This window comes from Chryseobacterium lathyri, from assembly GCF_030812195.1.
In the GTDB taxonomy this organism is placed as follows: Bacteria; Bacteroidota; Bacteroidia; order Flavobacteriales; family Weeksellaceae; genus Chryseobacterium; species Chryseobacterium lathyri_A.
Map to the genome: position 1 here is coordinate 998,924 of NZ_JAUSSF010000001.1, position 18,287 is coordinate 1,017,210.

Sequence of the window (18,287 nt, forward strand, 5' to 3'; positions counted from 1 at the left end):
GTCATCAAATTAAAAAATAAAAGATTTGTGCAAAAATATACTTCCGCTTTTCTTCTCTTCTTTTTTTCTCTTATTTATACCCAACAATATAATATTCAGTCATATAACACAGACAACGGGCTTCCACAGAACAGTGTAAAGGATATCATAAAGGACAAATACGGTTTCATATGGCTGACAACCGAAAACGGAATTGTAAGGTATGATGGAATGAAGTTTGTAGTTTATAAAAATTTTCCACTAAACAATCAAAGGTTTACATTTTTCTACGGCTACCCTGAAAAAGACAGCATTTTTACCACAGGAGATTCCGGAAAAACTTTACTTATCAGCAAAAGATCTCCAAAAGTCACAAAAACTTCAAAAAGGAATGTTGATTTTATATCCAGGGACAACATCAATTATTTTTTATACAGCTCCAATTATATCTATACCACATCGCCCGGCATAAGCCTTTATTTTCCATGCCAGGAAGGTATTTATTTTATAAGGGAAAATTCCATTAAGTACATTAATAATCTTTCTAAAGCAAAAGAAAATCTGAATATAAAAGCGAAATATAAAAATATTGCCAGAATATTCGTGATCGATAAGTCCGTATTCTTTATTGATTATCAGTCAAAAAAAGTTCAGAAAATTGAAAGGGGAAAAATCGTTAGCTCTTATAATGAACCGCTATTAACCGATGATAAAAGTAAAATCTACTGGAGCAGGGTCAATAACCAGGTTTTTATATTCAACGGAAACAGCATTTACCGGTGCGAGTATGAAGACAAACGGTTCAAAATATCAAAACTCGTGCAGCTTGAGGATATTACTGAAAATATTATCAGCGTATATTATGACAAAACTTATAAAAGACTTTATCTGGGGAGCAGTACTTATGGCCTTCAGATCGTCAGCTTTACAGATTTTACTACTGTCCAGAGACCTCCTTCTAAGCCTGAATCTGTTTTTTATTCTACTTTACCATATGGCGGCTCATCTGTAATCAATACTTACGGAGAGGTATACAACCGGAACGGGCTTGTAGAAGATAAGCATTTCAAAAGTAATATTCCATTCTTTTTGGCTTATGATCAGGAAGACAACGTTATTGCCCGCAAAGCAAGTGACCTGCTACTGTATCAGAAAAAGAAAGATTATGCAAAAATTGTTTCCAAGCGGAATACTATTTTAATAGACTTTTTTTTCGATGCAAAAAGATACTATGCCTTTGAAGCTCTTGAAAAAACGGACGGAACCATTGGATACAGCGGAGTTCTTATGGTATACAATGACCTTTCGTTCAAAACTGTAAAAAAAAGGTTTTTCTTTAATGACGAACCTACCAAATTCCTGAAATTTGATAAAGATTATCTGCTGGCCGGCACAACGAAAGGTTTATACAAAGTCTCATTAAAGACGAATAAAATAATCAACTTAAATCCGGATACCGAATTATCTATCCGCAACATCATACAATCCAGCGATGGTAATTTCTGGATCACCACTTCGGGAAAGGGATTTTATCTGCTGAAAAACAACCGTCTCATCAAGATGCCTTATGATGCAGACAATAATATCTCCTCTCCTCATACTATTCTGGAAGACCAGAACGGATTTTTCTGGATTCCCACCAATAACGGGCTTTACAAGGTTCCGGAAAGTAAGCTGCTCCGATATGTACAGGATAAAAAAACAAGGGTTAATTATTACAGATTTTCAAAAGTTTCAGGGTTTGAAACCAATGAATTTAATGGCGGCAGTAATGTGTGCGGAAATAAATTAGGAAACGGAGAGTTCGTACTTCCTTCTCTTGACGGTTTGGTTTTCTTCAATCCTACAGAAATAAAGAGCTATTATCCTGAAAACATACATATAGAAAGAGCTTTGATTGACGGTAAAGAGCGGTTTTTTAATCAGATATTAAATATAAAACAGGAATCCAACCGTATAGATATATTTATTGATACTCCTTATTATTCTAATCCTGATAATCTTGTTATAGAAACCAAACTAAGTGGAACAACCAATGTCAAATGGGAATCGATAGGAAAAGACGGGAAATTTTCCATTTCGAATCTTACGCATGGAAATCATTCTTTTGTTGTGAGAGTATTAGTTTCCGATACAGGAAAATACATTTATAAAAAAATACATATTATCATTCCGCCTTATTTTTATCAGACTCTCTGGTTTAAAATACTGATCTCCTCTGCCCTGTTGCTTTTTATATATTTTTTGGTCAGATGGAGATTAAGCTTTCTGAAAAAGAGGAATCATGAATTGGAAGAGATTATCAACTCCCGCACAAGAAGCCTCTCTGATACCGTAGAAAAGCTGGAGATAACAAAAAGAAAGCTCCATAAAGAAATCGAACAGCAAAAAAAGCTTATCGGAACGATTACCCACGATATTACAACCCCGGTAAAATTTATTGCGCTCACTGCAAAGGAAGCTTTGAACAAGGACGACTTTAGTGAACAGCATAGCGAAAAGATTCTTAACTCTATTTACAAATCCTCGGATCAGTTATACAATTTCACTATTACTCTGAAAGAATATTCGGATATCTACACCCATCACCAGTCCGATAAAACAGAACTTTATTCTCTGCACAAGCTGATAGAAGAAAAGAAAATACTTTTTAATGCCATCGCAGAGAACAATAATACAGCAATCATCAATAATGTAGACAAGGCATTGTGGGTATGGATCGGCAAGAATATCCTGTCTGCAATTGTTCATAACCTGCTGGATAATTCCGTGAAGTTCACAAAAGACGGCTTCATCACAATAGAAAGCAATGTGGAAGGAAATACCATTACTCTGCTGATAAGAGATACCGGAATCGGAATGGATGAAAAGAAGATAGAATATTATACAAAACTTCAGGATAATATTGAAAATGAAAAGCTGTTACTGCAAAAATACGGGATGGGACTTCACCTCGTGTTACAGCTTCTGCAAATGATAGAAGGGAAAATTGTCATTAAAAAAAATAAATTAAAAGGAACTACATTCAAACTGATTTTAACGAATAAAAAAAATGATTAAGAATATTCTTATTGCCGATGATCACGACATTGTTCTGGTAGGAACAAGCATGATTTTAGAATCAAGGATCAAAGGAGTGGCTATAGACCAGGCCGGAGACTACCCGGAAGCCCTTGAAAAAATTTCAGAGCGGAAATACAATCTTGTTATTCTGGATATTAATATGCCGGAGAGTAAAAATAAAAAAATGATCTCCGAAATCAAAGCCCTGGATCCTGATATAAAAATACTGATATTTTCCGCCTATGAAGAAGAAGTAGCCGTACAATATATAAAAGAAGGCGCCAACGGGTACATCAGCAAGCTAAGTAAATCTGAGGAGATCTCGGATGCTGTAAACAAAATATTTTCTGACGGCTTTTATTATCCTCCGTCTATTGTACAGCAATTGCTTCAGGAATCTCCATTGGATTCTATAAAGAATCTATCGATGAGAGAATATGAAATTTTCATTTTAATGGTAGAGGGCAACGGCAATCTGGAAATCTCCAATAAGATGGGAATACAGATGCCAACCATCAGCACCTATAAAAAGAGAATTCATAATAAACTCAAAACCAAAAATCTAGCTGATCTGATCAGGTTATATCAAACCTATATTGCCTGATTTCCATCAAACTTTATAAGTCACATGATGTAGAAATTTTTCTACATTTTATTTTATTTTATTCTACGAAGCACATTGTTTTTTGTAGTAATATTTCTATATTTTTACATTATTAATATTTTTAATTTAAAAAATAAGTTAAAAAACAATCAAATTCATAATATTTTAACCGTTATTTAATATAGAATTAATAAATCAAGGAAATACTCTATTGATATATTATGCTACCCATAACTACTACTCAAAAACTAATGATTTAAAACTGAAATAAATGCTAAAAAAAATTACAAAATTAGGACAACTATTAGGGCTATTCGCTTCCTCCTTTGTCTTTTCGCAGGCAGGAAACATAGGAATTAATACCCCAAACCCCGGATCTACAATAGATATTAACGGATCTCTGGCTGCTAATTACATTGCTATAAATACAGCAGCTTACAATTTGAACTCAGCAGATTTTCATGTCTCCTACAATGGAACTGCCAATGCTGTATTCAACCTTCCGGCAGCCATCAGCGGAGTGGGAAATTTTAAGGGTCGAATGTATACGATCAAGAATAATACAAACTTTACCATAACGGTAAATTCTGCAGCACCTGAAACAATTAACGGAAGTGCAAGTATTACAGTACCGGCGAATCAGAGTGCCCAACTGATTAATACCGGGCTCACAGGAGCCAATTCTACATGGGAAGTAGTCTCTATGGGATCTTCTTCAACAGGAGATTATATCATTGTAAAACCTAACGCAGCTCAATCTGTTTCTACAGGATCAGATGTAACATTTGGATCTGTAATTGCTTCCAATAATATTACCTACAATGCCGGCGTTTTCAATTTAAAAGCAGGCAAAACCTATGTACTACGCTGCCAGCTGCATGCTACGGACTTCTCACTTGCAGGCGGTTTTTTTGTGTACGAATGGGTTGATGCTTCCAATAATTCTGTGCTTCCATCCAGTACCACCGGAGTTGTTGACGCAATAAATAATTATCCTGCGACTACAATAGGAGGACAACCAGAAGCATATGCCATTTATAGACCTACTGTTGATACATCGGTAAAAGTAAGGCTGGGCGGTGCCGGAACAGCTCAATTAAATCCGGGTATAGGATTTATGTCAATTACAGAGCTTGAAGGAGGCAGCGGCAGTGGAACTACCATCATCAATAATAACATAACAGCCAGTAATGGTTTATCTATGTCGGGCACCGATGTTAAATTAGGAGGCACCCTATCCCAGGCAACTAATATTGCTACTGCCGGAAATAACCTGAGTATCGACGGAACTGGAAAAGTTTTGATCGGAACCAATACGGTACCTGCGGGAGCTGCCAATTCTAAAATCGTTATAGATAACGGTACCACTAACGGTGCACTACAGATTAAGGATGGCACCCAGCAGCTGGGTTATGTACTGACCAGTGATGCTAACGGTCTTGCTACCTGGTCTTCTACAACTACAACAGCATTTGCCGACAACTGGACATCATATTCAGGAACACTGGTTAATCCTTTTACCGGAAACTCGGGAGCAGATAATCTACCCACAGGAATCTCTGTGAACATTCCGGCCAAAGGATGGTATTTTTTCCGTTCCGGAATTACAATCACTTCCACATGTAATGATTATTGGTTTTACATTAGTGGTATAGGAGAAGTTTGGAAAGCATATTGCGGAACTGCGAGCCCTGATCCTATTAATTTTGTACCAAGAGATCAGACCCGAGTATTGTACTTTGCAGCTCCCGGAATTTATCCTGTAGTTGCTCACAAAACAAATTTCGTAGTTCCGACTGGATTTAATGGTGGTAACCCTGTATTTTATCTGGATTTTGTAAAATTCCAAAATTAAGGAAACCGCTATAACCATGATTCTAAATACATAAAGCTGAAAAACCGAACTGCTACAGGAAATCCCTCATTCCAATAGCAGTTCATCAATCCTTGTTCTTAATTAATATTGTATAAAAGATGACCAAAAAAATATTTTTTCTCCCGTTACTTCTTGCATTAAGCGGAAATTTAATGTATTCTCAGACAGGAAATATAGGTATTAATACCAACGATCCGGGCAGTAAGCTAACCGTTAATGGTTCATTTGCCGCAACCTACAAAACCACAGGAACAAGTGGACCTGTTGATGCCAATGATTACTATATAGCCTATAATGGCAACAGCAACGGTACTTTAACACTGCCTGCTGCCGTGACCGGATCTGGTAATTTTATTGGAAGAACTTATCATTTCAAAAATACCGGAACGGCAACATTATCTATTGCCGCCAGCGGAACAGAACTGATTGATAATCAAAGCGGGGCGGGAGTAGCTTCTATCAGTGTACCTCCTGGTTACTATGCCTTTTTCATAAGCAAAGGAACAGTGACCAATACAACATGGGAGCTTATTTTACTTTCAAGCTCCAACAATCTGCCCGCAGCAGCATCCACTTATGCCTTTTCAACAATAAGCACGACAACCAGACAGTCTCTACCTGCTACAGTGAGCGGACCTTATATCAACGGTGAAATTAATTATCCGCAAGGAACGGTCATCAATACAGGAAATGTGATGAATACGGCCAATGGAAGGTTTACTGCCGTTACCAGTGGATACTATATGTTTTACGGCTCTACCCAGTTTGATAATGGTGCGATTGCCGGTGCTCCTAATTTTGCGTGGGCCATATTATATCTTGTAAAAAACTTCAGCACCACCCCCAATAATATCTTGGTTCAGTCTTATCAGGCAAGCCCTGGTATATTGGTAGGAGCAAACGTTTCATGCATCACCTATCTGAACGCAGGAGAAACCGTAAGTATGGCTTCCGCAGCAGCCGTAACCAGCGGGACTACTTACCAGGTGGTAGTAAGTTCTTTTTACGGTTATAAAATCGCTAATTAAACAGTACCATATATAAACCAGTTAATCCCCCTCCTATCATTACATACCATCATACATGATGAGAAAGAAGCAATTTGTTCCCAAACAAAAAGGGGGATCCTGGTTTATATTTTCCAATCAAAAAATTGTTATTCAGATTGTTGAATTTAACTATCTCTGCTGATCCAAAGGGCTTTAAGATAGTATCTGTTTTTTTCCTGAGCACTTCCTGGATCATTCCTGGAGGACATTTTCATTATTTCCCGTCCTGATCAGTACTTCCGGCCATAAATCATTTCTTCTAAGTAGCTAATACTGTGCGAAAAAGCTATCGATCAGTAGTTATTAAAAAGTTAAATTTTTATTTTACTTTGATTCTTTTAAGCTTCTGAGTAAATTTGTAAAAAAATAAAATAATGAACTATACACTTGAGCTCAATACTCAGGATGCTTACTCTACTGTTGTTTTTAACACAATCGTATTCGACTCGTTCAAGGTTAATATAGTTGAAAGATATACAGGGCGAATGAATTTCCAACCAAAATTATCATATGCCTTATTTAAAGTCAGAACCCTGGATAATGAAATTATTAAAACAAGAGACGGTAATGGAAGAGTCAAAATTAAAGGAGATCATTTTGAAACTTACCAGAAACTAATAAAAGTTCTGAATTCCTATGCTTATAAAAACAAACTGATGAATGTAAAGGAGGCTCAACAGGATTATGTCCATTTCATTTTGAGCTTAGTAGTTGTTAACTACCAGCTTAATTAGATTTTGTCCTTATTTCCTACCTTCCCGATTAGCAGACTGCTAATCAGGTAGCAGCAGCATCTTAAACGGCTAATCTCAAATTAGTCATCTTTATTGGTTATTTAAAATATCTGACTCATGGATAATAAAACTGTTTTAGAAAAAGCAAATGCCGCCATATCAAAAGGTGATCATGAGACCTTTCTTTCGTATTGCAGCGAAAATACAAAATGGATATTTGTAGGAGACCAAATTCTTTCAGGAAAAGAAGAAGTGCAAAATTATCTGGCGGATACCTACAGAGAACCTCCAAAATTTGATGTAGAATATATGATAAGTGAAGGAGATTTTGTCACGGCAGTAGGCGTAATCAGCCTGCTGAACAAAGATGGCCAATGGACAGAGTATGATTACTGTGATGTGTGGAGATTCCAAGATGGAAAAATGGCAGAGTTGAGAGGTTTTGTTATCCAAAGATAATTCTTCGGCTATTAAATAATCGATTTTGATAACATTCTGAAAAATATAAGCTCCTCTAATGAAAAGAGGAGCTTATGCTGTAAGTACCGTACATTATTTTACGGCATTTTTTGCTTTTTCAGATTCCATTAAATGATGCTCCAATGTTGGCAGGGTTTTGCTTGCAAAAGATTTTAAAGACGCCTCCTTACCTTCTGAAGCTTCTTTTTTAAATTCTTCTATGTCTTTTTTGTGATCACTGACCATTAAATTGGTATATTTCTGATCAAACTCAGCTCCTTTTTTTGCCTTTAGATCATCATATTCCTTTTGCTTTTCGGCATCCAGACTGGCTGGTAGAGTGTAGCCTGCCGTCTTAGCCCATTTCTTAAGCTCATCATTAGCTTTGCTGTGATCTTTTACCATCATTTCTCCCAATGCTTTCACTTCTGCATTAGAAGCATTAGTGGCTGCAAGCTGACCCATCATTACCTCCATCATCCCTCCTGTCGCTGCAGCATCTGCAAATTTTTTGTCCTGATCACTGAGAGAGTTTGTAGTGGCCGTGGTATCTGCCATTTTAGTAGAATCAGTAACCGTCATTCCGGATTCAGCCGGGGCAGATACAGTAGGGGTACCTGTAGATTCGTTTACAGATGTAGTTTCATTTTTTTTGCAGGCAATCAAAGCAGCAGCTGCAAAAAGTGTTAAAACAGAATTTTTCATAATAATAATTTTAAAGTGATGATAAATAATGAAGTATACAAGCACTTCAATACAAATACAACAATTTATTTGCCAAAATTCACATTTCATGATATCAATACATTTCTAAACATCATATAATGAGCTCTTTATAAAATTAAGCTGAACTTTACCTTCTTCTACAAGTGCAATTTTTGTAATTAAAATAAATTTCCTGTGAAATTTCTCCAACCTTAAACGGTAAAATTAGAAGACCAAAAGCTTTGAATAAAATGAGTGTAAATTGTTGATTTAACTAATATCCAGAATTTTACGCATTTAATACCGGTGTTTGTATTTTTTGATATATTTGTAATGTACAACCTACCAGTTTTAACCAAAATATTATTGTTATGAAAAAAAATTACTATATCATAGCTTTTTTCCTGCTTTTTTCTGCAGCTGGCGCCCAGTCATTCACGGTTGAGCAGAAAGCCCAATTTAATAAAAGTGAAACCATACAGTTGATGACAGGGGGCAAGTCAACCATTAAAGGGCAAGCTTTTGCTAAAGATAACCAATCGGGCATCAAAGGAATTGCTGTCCTTAACATCAACAAAAGACAGTATGCACCCAAAGGGACTTCTATTATTGTAATGCCACAAACTGCCTATTTTAAAGAGTGGCTAGAAGTAAGCAAAAAGTATGAAAAAGAAGGTAAGATAGTAGAACTGCACAAAGAGGCTAAAGCCTGCATTAAAGTAATACAGGTAAAGGATGATAAAGGCAATTTCGAGATCAATAATCTCATGCCCGGACAATATTTGCTGATCACCGGATTCAACTATATACAGGATAAACAGCAGAGTTATACTTTGGGCTATGAGAATACCTATATCAATAATACTCTTCAAAGTTCAAGAGAAATACAGGGACATCATTACTTTAAGATTCTCAGTGAGGCAAACATCCGGAAATCTGTTACCATTAAAAAAGAGGGCGATGTGGTAGACGTCAATTTAAGGATGACTCTTTAGCCTCCATTAAAGTCAATAAGATATATCTATACTTTAATCCAGACGCTTACAGATTGTGAACTGACCACAAATCTGGCTTTGCCATTTTCATCGGTTTTAATTTCATCTTTCCTTTGCCCGGTAAAATCGCGGTATACGGAATCTGCGTTTTCTTTTCCAAGCTCTATGTCTTTATAACCATTTTCACCGTTGGATAGGATTACAATACAGCCGGGATATTCATTATTTCCTTTTCTCACCCACGCAATGCAGTTGGGGTGATCAAAATAGCTGATCTGCTCGCCATAGGCAAACTGCTTCCTTGCTTCAAGCAGCTTAGGCAGAATTTCCACCTTGGGCATAATGACTTTTATTTCTTCACCATCTTTTGTATCCGTATATTCCGCACCGAAAAGATCGGGATAGAAAACACAGGGATATGCCTCTTCCGATAATAAAATAATAGCATAAGCCAGAGGTTTGAACCAATCCTTTACAGCTGATTCCAGGGATTGCAGCTTCTGTGTGTCATGATTTTCAACAAACGATACGGAAAGAACGGGCTTTTTTTCCAGAAAACTGCCTTTTAAAATCTGGCTGAGATCATAATTCCGTCCATCCTTTGATGCCCTGAAAAAATTGTAATGGAGAGGTGCATCAAAACAGGAGATCATATCATTGATTTTATCGGAAAAATCAGATATTTTTTCAGATTCCTGCTTCCAGAATTCACCCAAAATATAACAGTCAGGTTTCAGCTCTGTTTTTATATAGGTAATCCATTCCTGTAAGAAATCAACCGAGAGATGCTTCAGGGCGTCCAGGCGTAATCCATCCACATGGGTAGTTTCCAGATACCATTTGATCCAGTTTTTCATTTCTGTGACAACATAAGGATTACGGTATTCTACATCAGCTCCCATCAGATAATCGTAATTTCCGAACTGATGGCTTACCGCCGGGTTCCATTCTGTTCCATACTCATTATGGATTTTGAAAATCCCTTTTATCTCTTCCTGGTCTTTCTGAATGCTATCTATTCCGCTAAAACAGGTATAATCCCATATGAAATCAGAATATTTTCTGTCTCTTCCCGGAAAAAGGAATTTTGTGTAAGCTTTTGCTGTGAAGGGTTCGCCAATAGTTTCATTCCGGTTTTCTTCATTGACCTGATGTACGGTAACAGTTTCACTTTCATCGCCGCCCATTCTGTGATTCAGTACAATATCAGCATAAACGGATATACCTGCTTCATGGGCTTTTTTAATGGCGGACAGGTATTCATCTTTTGTTCCGTATCTTGTGGGAATACCTCCTTTCTGATTAAATTCTCCCAGGTCATACAAATCATAAATATCATATCCTCTTCCCTCCTGTCCTAAAACGCATTTTGTTGCAGGCGGAAGCCATACCGCCGTAAATCCCAGATTTTTAAGATCGTCAAGTTTTTTCGTAAATTCATTCCATAAATTTCCTTCATGATACCAATGAAAGAATTGTATAATAACTCCATTCATATCTAATTCTGTTAGACATTCACAATTAATTTTAATCTGCATGCGAGCTCTCTGCTACTGTATTGCAGAGCTCGTTATTTCATAGTAAACAGCCCATCCAACGAATAAGATAATGATAATCCAGATCCAGAAGGGTATCGTCTGTGGGGTTTCGCTTCCGTTGATGAGAAAACTTTTCTGGTTTCCTTTGTCATAAGCATTGATCATTAATGATAATGTACCGTCTACTACATCTTTGTTTTTCAGACCTTCAATTCTTATGGATGGCCCGTTGGCAACCGTAAAATTGATTTTTCTTATCCCTTCTTTTCCTGATGGCGACTGGCTGACAATTTTTAATACATGTTCCCCATCGGTCAGTTTTTTAGTATCCAGGTCAAATACAATAGGAGTCTCCAACTCTGCAATGGGATGCAGGTCATCATCCAGGAAAAGAAAAACTTTGCTCCTGTCTTTTGTCATAATGTTAAATTTTCATCTGAAAAAACCGAATATTTAATATGCTTTTTATCTTTTTCACCCGGTTTGATCAGATATTTAACTGAATATATAAAGGCTAAAACTGTTATCAGGATAACAATTCCTACAATGAACCAGTCCCAATTACTCTCAGGTCCAGTACCATGCGTGAGATCTTTAGTGACTTCCGGCTGCTGAAGCTTACAGGCATCACACGCCAGCGCATAATTAACTAATAGAATTAAAGTCACAGACAGTATTTTTTTTAATCTATTTTTCATTGCTATTTTTTTATTTTATCATAGATTACTTTTATTTCTTCCAAGGTCACTTTTTTTGAGTTATTTCCCCAGCTTGTCCTTTCATGATTAATGATGGCTGTAACATCTTCTGCCGTAAAATTGGCATTAGTTCCAACAGGCGGCATCGTTGCAAATTCCGGTCTGGGGTCATAGCCTTTCATAATAATCGTTACATACAGTTCCAGATCCCCGCCACTTACTACCGGGCTGCCTTTAAGGGGTGGGAATGCTCCGGGCACTCCTTCCCCGTTCGCCTGGTGGCATGAAGCGCAATTAGCCGTAAAAAGCTCTGCACCGTCTGGTAAGTTTGTGGCTCCCTGTGCTCCTTCCGTCTCTTTTTTCGTCTGTTTATACAAAAATGGCGGAACAATAGATTTATCTGTGTAGTCGGTCTGTTTTAAAGATTTCAGATAGGCAACCAGTTGAAGCGCTTTTGTTGTAGCTACTATTTTCTTTCTTTTATTTTTAAGAAATTTTTCCGGCACTTTAACTTCTACATCACCCGGCTGCAGATAATCTCTTTCTATGAAAAGGAATTCATAAGAAGGCATTATTGATGCTTCTACTGCGGCTCTTGGCTGATAAAGATGGATCAGATGCCATTCAGCGCTTGGCTGTCTCTCTCCTATACTAGTAAGATCGGGGCCAGCTCTCTGCGTTCCCATTAAGTTGGCTGTATTTCTCCAGAAGTCAGTTCTTCTGTTAATCGCAAAATCTGCCGGGATACTTGGTCTTTTACCAAATACATTGTCCATCTCAACATTTCTCACCTGCTGGGTATGGCACGCTACACAGCCGTTTTCGATATATACCATTTTACCTGCCTTCTCCTTTGCGGTTAACACTTTGGATTGTCTGGGTAAAGGTTTATTGATCCTCTGATTGTCAAGAGCCGGAAGCACGGCAATATAAAGCGTAAGAAAAACAAAAAGACAAAGTGCCGACCCGAAAAGTATTCTATGATCATTCAATAGTATCATCAGTATTTTTTTAGGTGTTAAATTCATTATGGCTATTCTGTTTCTTCGCAGCCAGTATTTCGGCTGGCGTTCGTGGAATTCTGATATTCCTGTCCGGTGTGATCATTCTGTAAAAATTATAGGCGAAAATAAGATGGGCTACCCACATCATGGTTCCTCCTATCGCTCTCCAAAGCCAGAAAGGAAACATATTGATAACACCATCTATGAAGGGCTTTTTTTTCATCCATAACAATCCGGTCTGTGTTCCGCCAATCATTAATGCAATAACATAAAACAGCAGCCCAATTAATGCCAGCCAAAAATGCATTCCTACTAATAATTTGGGAGGTTCTTTTCCGGTAAGCCGTGGAATAAGGGTATATGAAAATCCCCATAACATAAAGGTGATAATTCCATACATGGTTAAATGAGAATGAGAGACGGTAAAGTCTGTAAAGTGCCAAAGCAGGTTCGTATATCTAAAAGCTTCCACAGTACCCTGGAAAGACCCGGTAAAATAGAAAATAATCGACATGAAATAAAAAGGAAGCGTATAGCTGTTTTTAAGTTGAAACCAGGCTCCGTTAAAGGTCAAAAGAAAATTAGTGGTTCCGGCAGCCACTGGAATCAACATCCCGACGCTGGCAACAATAGCTGTCGTCTGCAGCCGCCAGGGTATAGCACTAAAAATAAAATGATGGGTTCCTATTAATGTATAGAATAAAATATGGGTCCAGAAAGCCAATGCTCCCAGACTATAGGAATAAATAGGCTTATTAAGCTGCTGAGGAAGAAAATAATACATTAACCCCAGATTAATCATCATAAACCACATACCAATCGCCTGATGCATATAATAACCCTGGGTAATTGTTTCTCCCACTCCGTCCTGCCATATAGGGATATAGCCCACAATAATGACAATTATAATAAACATGAATCCTGAAATAATATACCAATTTGAAATATAAATTTCTTTTACAATTCTTTTTACAACAGGTTTAAATAAATTATGAGACGATAGCGCAATACCGGCTCCAAAGGTGATCATAATAGGCCATATGTATTCCCGGTACTCTCCGCCACCATTATTAACTCCTGCCAATAAAGATATGGTCCCTGCCAGAACCGCAGCATTGATGAGAATTAGAGAAATATAACCCTGCTTGATATTGTAATTTTCTACATTACTCACTCTTGTAACAACGTAATATGAAAATCCTACCATTGCTAAAGAAGCCCAGCCCCAGAACACGGCATTGGTATGGGCAGGGCGCAGTCTGCCAAAACTCAGCCAACTGGTATGTTCAACATCAGGGGCCACGTATTTTATCCCGGCATAGAGCCCAAAACTGGTTCCTATAATAAGCCAGAATATGGCGGTCCCCAGAAAATAAAGAATAAGCCGGCTCAGTTCAGGGCTTATATATTGCTGGAAAGATGATGTCCTTCTTTTGGTAGGAAACACTCTCAAATCTTCTACAGAATTAATGTTCCGGATAATTCCTTTTTCATCGGCAGGCGGTAAGGTACCGGAGAGTTCGTTTTCTGCAGGATGGAAATTCAGTTCGTTTTCCCTCTGTTCATATTCTCTGAGTTCTTCAGAAGACATCTCTTCTATTTTTTTCCGGGCTTCCTGAAGTTCTTTCCGCTTTAATATCCTTCCGTAGATGGATAAAAATTTAAAGATAAGGATGACTAATCCGGCAATAATCACCATTAGCATTAACAGTATCGTTATCTGGATACCCGTCTGATTGAATAATGACGATTCTCCCATAATGAAATTTTAGGGTTTAATATATGGTAGTGTCTATTGAATACATTATCAATTTCTACAGAATCTATATTGATCACCTTTCCAAGATAAAAAAGTGTCAATTCCGCTTTTCTTAAAAGAAAACGTATGACAGAAGCAATTTAAAAACTACTTACTGTTTTTAATGGAATCTACATTATAAGCCGTACTGTCCATAGGAAGCGTATTGTCACCAGCATCCGGCGTAACCTGTGCGGTACCTGTAACGATACTGTCTCCGGTATTTAAGCTGTCGATATGGGTAGGTTGTGGTTGAGACTCTTTTTTGCAACTGACGGCAAAGAAGCCCAACATTAAAGTTATTAATATGGTTGACTTCATAATATTCAATTTTGTGCTGTGTATAACAAAATTATAAAAACTGATGTTTGCTTTTTTATGACCCATATCATAAAGGCAGATATTTAAATCCACTTACCGTAACAATGGCTATCAATGATAATCTTGCAGAGGTCAGAAATTATTCTTTCAGAACTCCTCAAAATATATAACGAATATAATGCACTAAAATTGCCACCGACTGTTTCGGTAATATTAAAAAGCCTCCCATAAGATGAGAGGTAAATGCAGCATTTTAGATAGTATAAGTGTATTAATCAACTAAAATCTAAGCTGTATTCTTCACCGGTATGATGATCGCGAGACCATAACTATTATATTTATTGGAATCTAATATATTTACTTTTTAACATTCCTGCTGAACCCTTATAAAAAAGATCAACAAGTATAGCCTTTCCTTTAGTTAAATATTATGATTCTAATCATAATTCAACAACTAGAGATTTATTATATTTGTTATAATTCTTTCTGCTATTATTTATCAAATCCATCTTATACAGTTTGAGTTTATCGATAATACTTACCAATCATACACTTCTGGCCACAGAAAGCCACAATCTTACTATAATAACCATAAATTAATTAACCATGAATACAATTATTATCCGCTATTACCAGAACTTTTTATTGCTGTTTTTCTTACTTATGATCTTTACCGGAAAAGCCCAGATTGGAATTGGAACTCCAACTCCCGATGCAAGTTCTATTCTCGATGTAAGTTCCACAACTAAGGGAATGCTTGCCCCAAGGATGACCACAGCCGAAAGGACCGCCATAGTCTCTCCTGCAGACGGACTCATGGTATACGATACTACATTGAAGTTATTTTATTATTATGTAAATTCTACATCATCATGGTCTCCACTGGCAAGCAGTGTAACTGAAAGACTTAACTTTAAACGCATAAAATCTACTGATGTGCTGAATACAGTTTTAGCCGATGAACTTGCTGCCGGAGGCGGGGGGAAATATCTTATGGACTCCAATACACTTTACGAGATTAATGGACAGGTAACATTCGACCTGCCTATTGATATAAATAATTCTTACATTACTGGCCATGACAGCAATAACGACATTATCCGGAGAACTTCGGGCAATATTTTTGATGGCGCCACAGGTGGTAGTATCAGAAGTTTAACGCTTACGGCACCGGGCGGAAATGTTTTCAATTTAAACGGATCTGCTGCGCAAAACCTAATATTCCGGGATTGTGTTGTTGCCAACTCGAATACCGTGGGAACAATCTCTGGTTTTGGGCTGGTATTTTTAAGTATCATTCAATTTACAGGAAACAGTAACGGTATAACGTATAATAATATAACGCAGCTGCTACTTAGCAATATAGGATGGTTTGGGAATAATTCCGGAACGTACGAACGGTTGACAGGTACTTTCACATTAATAGAAAAGCAGGGCGGATTCAGCCAGGTGAACGGGTCAGCCACAGGATTTGACGTATCAACATCCGGTCTTACAATAACCGGTGATGCTGTTATGGAATCTGTTGTTTTTACGGGTACCAATACTGCAGGTTATATCAGACCATATGCTACAGGAACTTATCCAGGATATAATTTTAACAATAGCTGGACAGTAAGAGCTGCCGGAATACCCACTGAATCTGATACGAATGCTGTTGGTGATTTTGCTGTAGACTATGCTGTAGGAACCGGCATTGGCGTCAGTTTTAGCAACGGTACTAATCCCAGCAATATTGTGAAGGTTGGTAATGCAAGTTCATCTTCCATCTCATCAAACTTATTCAGGTTTTCAACAGACGGTGTTCCCAACAGATTAAGATATTTGGGCAAAAAGAAAAGAATTTTTCAAGTAACAGGATCCATTTCTTTTCAGGTTCCCGCAGCAGGAACTTATATAATATATATTGCCAAAAGCGGAACTGTTTTAAGTCAATACAAGGTATACGGCAGAGGATCAACTACCAATGACATTGTGGTATTGCCAATAAACGGAACTACCGAGCTTACAAATAATGATTATATTGAAATATTTGCTCAGAGATATTCAGGCTCTAATGGCGATATCATAGTTCCGAATATGACTGTCACAATCAAGTAATCGAAATCAATTCTATGCAGTTTTTCAGTTCTTGAAAATTGCCAAGATCCTTAATAAGATACAAAGCTGTAATCTAATGGTTACAGCTTTTTTAATATTATTTTGGCATTTCCTGTACATTGAAAACTGTACCTGCCGGATCAGTAATCCAGTGCATATTTTCAGGAAGTTCCTCAATTTCGTCACAGGTCTCTACACCATTCATATGTAAATATTTTGTAACCTCTTCTATATTGGGAACGGTAAGCTGTAACCACGTTTCAGAATGGGTATAGTTGTCCACACAATCCAGCCATATAATATTGTTACCGAATTTTACTTCGTGTGTTCTGGAAACGGTAGGATTGACAATCGATTTTTCTTCAACATCCAACTTCAGAATATCCCTGTAAAAAGCAACCGTTTTTTCATATTTGCTTTTTGGAATTTTTATGGCAATATTAATTCCTGCTTCAAATTTTGTATTCATATTCAAGGCTTTTATCCAAAATTACCAAGTCATTATGAAAACTAACTTGCCACAAGACAAGTTTTTTTTCGGGCGAAGAATTTTTTACAGATTCTCTTAAAAAGTAGGCTTAAATATCCTTCATACTCGTTATATTTTTACTTTTTTTAAAATAGTTTAAAGTAAAATATGATACAACCATGCTCATTAAAGATAAAAATTTTTATAAATAATTTCACTGAATTGAAGAAAATTTATTAATTTCGGTTAGAACTAAACCTAATTTTTATGAAAAATTTAAAAAAAATCGAAAGACAGGAAATGAAGTCAATTACAGGTGGCATTAACTGCCCGGGTGGTCAGCTATGCTTAATCAGCGGAAAATGGCAGTGCATGCCATACGACGGATGTGGCGGCGGAAATCAGCCCTAAATCTTAAACTTAACCAAATTCCTTTGTTATGAAAAATTCTAAGAAAATTTCAAGAGATCAGTTGAAGAATATCAATGGTGGAGCATTGAGTTGCTCCGAAGCATGTTGCCCGCCTCCGGGAATAAAAAGATGTCCCTGGATAATTTGTGTAGCACCATGTGATATATTAAGTTAATTTAGTTATCAGAAATAAAAAGCCTTAGAATCAAGAATTCTAAGGCTTTTTTGTAGGGATAAAGGGTTATTGTGGCAATATCTAATTTCAATTTTAGATCTGTATCATATATCAGGGCCGGTCATACCAATAAAACTATTCAACCCCTTTCAATTGGAAATATGCTGTAACACAGCCTCTATTTAATAGCATCTTCACCAAATGGAAAATCTCTTCCCATCCCAAAGCACTCCATGAAGCAATTAATAAATTCTATACCGACAGTGCAGGATAATTTTTAATCATAATTATTTTAGATTGCGATAAAGA

The 18,287-nt window shown here is 37.0% G+C and carries 18 protein-coding genes; 10 read left to right on the top strand and 8 right to left on the bottom strand.

Features of this window, described 5'->3' with window-relative positions; all coding sequences use genetic code 11:
- Positions 1-27 precede the first annotated feature (27 nt).
- The 6 genes from J2T03_RS04620 (at position 28) to J2T03_RS04645 (ending at position 7,764) form a co-directional block, all read left to right on the top strand.
- Positions 28-3,039, top strand: a complete 3,012-nt coding sequence (locus J2T03_RS04620) for a sensor histidine kinase (RefSeq protein ID WP_307209704.1) — start codon at positions 28-30, stop codon at positions 3,037-3,039.
- Positions 3,032-3,646 carry a response regulator transcription factor gene (locus J2T03_RS04625; protein ID WP_306842129.1) on the top strand — a complete coding sequence of 205 codons (615 nt, stop codon included), beginning with the start codon at positions 3,032-3,034 and terminating at the stop codon, positions 3,644-3,646. Before J2T03_RS04620 ends, J2T03_RS04625 begins: the two co-directional genes overlap by 8 nt.
- Positions 3,647-3,917: 271 nt before the next feature.
- Positions 3,918-5,501 carry a hypothetical protein gene (locus J2T03_RS04630; protein ID WP_307209706.1) on the top strand — a complete coding sequence of 528 codons (1,584 nt, stop codon included), beginning with the start codon at positions 3,918-3,920 and terminating at the stop codon, positions 5,499-5,501.
- A 119-nt stretch (positions 5,502-5,620) separates the two neighbouring features.
- A complete protein-coding gene (locus J2T03_RS04635) occupies positions 5,621-6,550 on the top strand; it encodes a hypothetical protein (protein WP_307209707.1) in 930 nt (309 codons plus the stop codon).
- Between the two features lie 395 nt (positions 6,551-6,945).
- Positions 6,946-7,305, top strand: a complete 360-nt coding sequence (locus J2T03_RS04640; RefSeq protein WP_306842123.1) for a prevent-host-death protein — start codon at positions 6,946-6,948, stop codon at positions 7,303-7,305.
- 117 nt (positions 7,306-7,422) lie between these two features.
- Complete coding sequence (locus J2T03_RS04645) at positions 7,423-7,764, top strand: nuclear transport factor 2 family protein (RefSeq protein WP_306842121.1); 342 nt, start codon at positions 7,423-7,425, stop codon at positions 7,762-7,764.
- Positions 7,765-7,857: 93 nt separating this feature from the next.
- Here the strand turns inward: J2T03_RS04645 and J2T03_RS04650 are convergent, their stop codons facing one another.
- Positions 7,858-8,469: a DUF4142 domain-containing protein gene (locus tag J2T03_RS04650; protein ID WP_306842119.1), complete on the bottom strand. Its 612-nt coding sequence runs from the start codon at positions 8,467-8,469 to the stop codon at positions 7,858-7,860.
- Between the two features lie 371 nt (positions 8,470-8,840).
- Between J2T03_RS04650 and J2T03_RS04655 the strand changes: the two genes are divergently transcribed.
- A complete protein-coding gene (locus J2T03_RS04655) occupies positions 8,841-9,464 on the top strand; it encodes a hypothetical protein (protein WP_307209709.1) in 624 nt (207 codons plus the stop codon).
- 26 nt (positions 9,465-9,490) lie between these two features.
- Here the strand turns inward: J2T03_RS04655 and J2T03_RS04660 are convergent, their stop codons facing one another.
- The 6 genes from J2T03_RS04660 to J2T03_RS04685 form a co-directional block, all read right to left on the bottom strand.
- The gene (locus tag J2T03_RS04660; RefSeq protein ID WP_307209711.1) at positions 9,491-10,960 is read right to left on the bottom strand and encodes an alpha-amylase; all 1,470 of its coding nucleotides are present in this window, start codon (positions 10,958-10,960) and stop codon (positions 9,491-9,493) included.
- 54 nt (positions 10,961-11,014) lie between these two features.
- The gene (locus J2T03_RS04665) at positions 11,015-11,422 is read right to left on the bottom strand and encodes a cytochrome C (RefSeq protein ID WP_307209712.1); all 408 of its coding nucleotides are present in this window, start codon (positions 11,420-11,422) and stop codon (positions 11,015-11,017) included.
- Complete coding sequence (locus J2T03_RS04670) at positions 11,419-11,700, bottom strand: hypothetical protein (protein WP_306842112.1); 282 nt, start codon at positions 11,698-11,700, stop codon at positions 11,419-11,421. The genes J2T03_RS04665 and J2T03_RS04670 overlap by 4 nt, the downstream gene beginning before the upstream one ends.
- A gap of 2 nt (positions 11,701-11,702) precedes the next feature.
- Positions 11,703-12,701 carry a cbb3-type cytochrome c oxidase subunit II gene (locus tag J2T03_RS04675; RefSeq protein WP_307209714.1) on the bottom strand — a complete coding sequence of 333 codons (999 nt, stop codon included), beginning with the start codon at positions 12,699-12,701 and terminating at the stop codon, positions 11,703-11,705.
- Between the two features lie 10 nt (positions 12,702-12,711).
- Complete coding sequence (locus tag J2T03_RS04680) at positions 12,712-14,463, bottom strand: cbb3-type cytochrome c oxidase subunit I (protein WP_307209716.1); 1,752 nt, start codon at positions 14,461-14,463, stop codon at positions 12,712-12,714.
- A gap of 147 nt (positions 14,464-14,610) precedes the next feature.
- On the bottom strand, positions 14,611-14,823 hold the full coding sequence (locus J2T03_RS04685) for a hypothetical protein (RefSeq protein ID WP_306842107.1): 213 nt from the start codon (positions 14,821-14,823) through the stop codon (positions 14,611-14,613).
- 606 nt (positions 14,824-15,429) lie between these two features.
- On the opposite strand from J2T03_RS04685, the gene J2T03_RS04690 reads away from it, so the two are divergent.
- Positions 15,430-16,923 carry a hypothetical protein gene (locus tag J2T03_RS04690; protein WP_307209718.1) on the top strand — a complete coding sequence of 498 codons (1,494 nt, stop codon included), beginning with the start codon at positions 15,430-15,432 and terminating at the stop codon, positions 16,921-16,923.
- A 97-nt stretch (positions 16,924-17,020) separates the two neighbouring features.
- Here the strand turns inward: J2T03_RS04690 and J2T03_RS04695 are convergent, their stop codons facing one another.
- Entirely contained in the window at positions 17,021-17,392 is a 372-nt protein-coding gene (locus tag J2T03_RS04695) for a hypothetical protein (RefSeq protein WP_307209720.1), read from the bottom strand.
- A gap of 267 nt (positions 17,393-17,659) precedes the next feature.
- Here J2T03_RS04695 and J2T03_RS20535 point away from each other — a divergent pair, with 267 nt between their 5' ends.
- On the top strand, positions 17,660-17,803 hold the full coding sequence (locus J2T03_RS20535) for a bacteriocin-like protein (RefSeq protein ID WP_157963349.1): 144 nt from the start codon (positions 17,660-17,662) through the stop codon (positions 17,801-17,803).
- 28 nt (positions 17,804-17,831) lie between these two features.
- Complete coding sequence (locus tag J2T03_RS20540) at positions 17,832-17,978, top strand: bacteriocin-like protein (RefSeq protein WP_444861136.1); 147 nt, start codon at positions 17,832-17,834, stop codon at positions 17,976-17,978.
- The last annotated feature ends 309 nt before the right edge of the window (positions 17,979-18,287 follow it).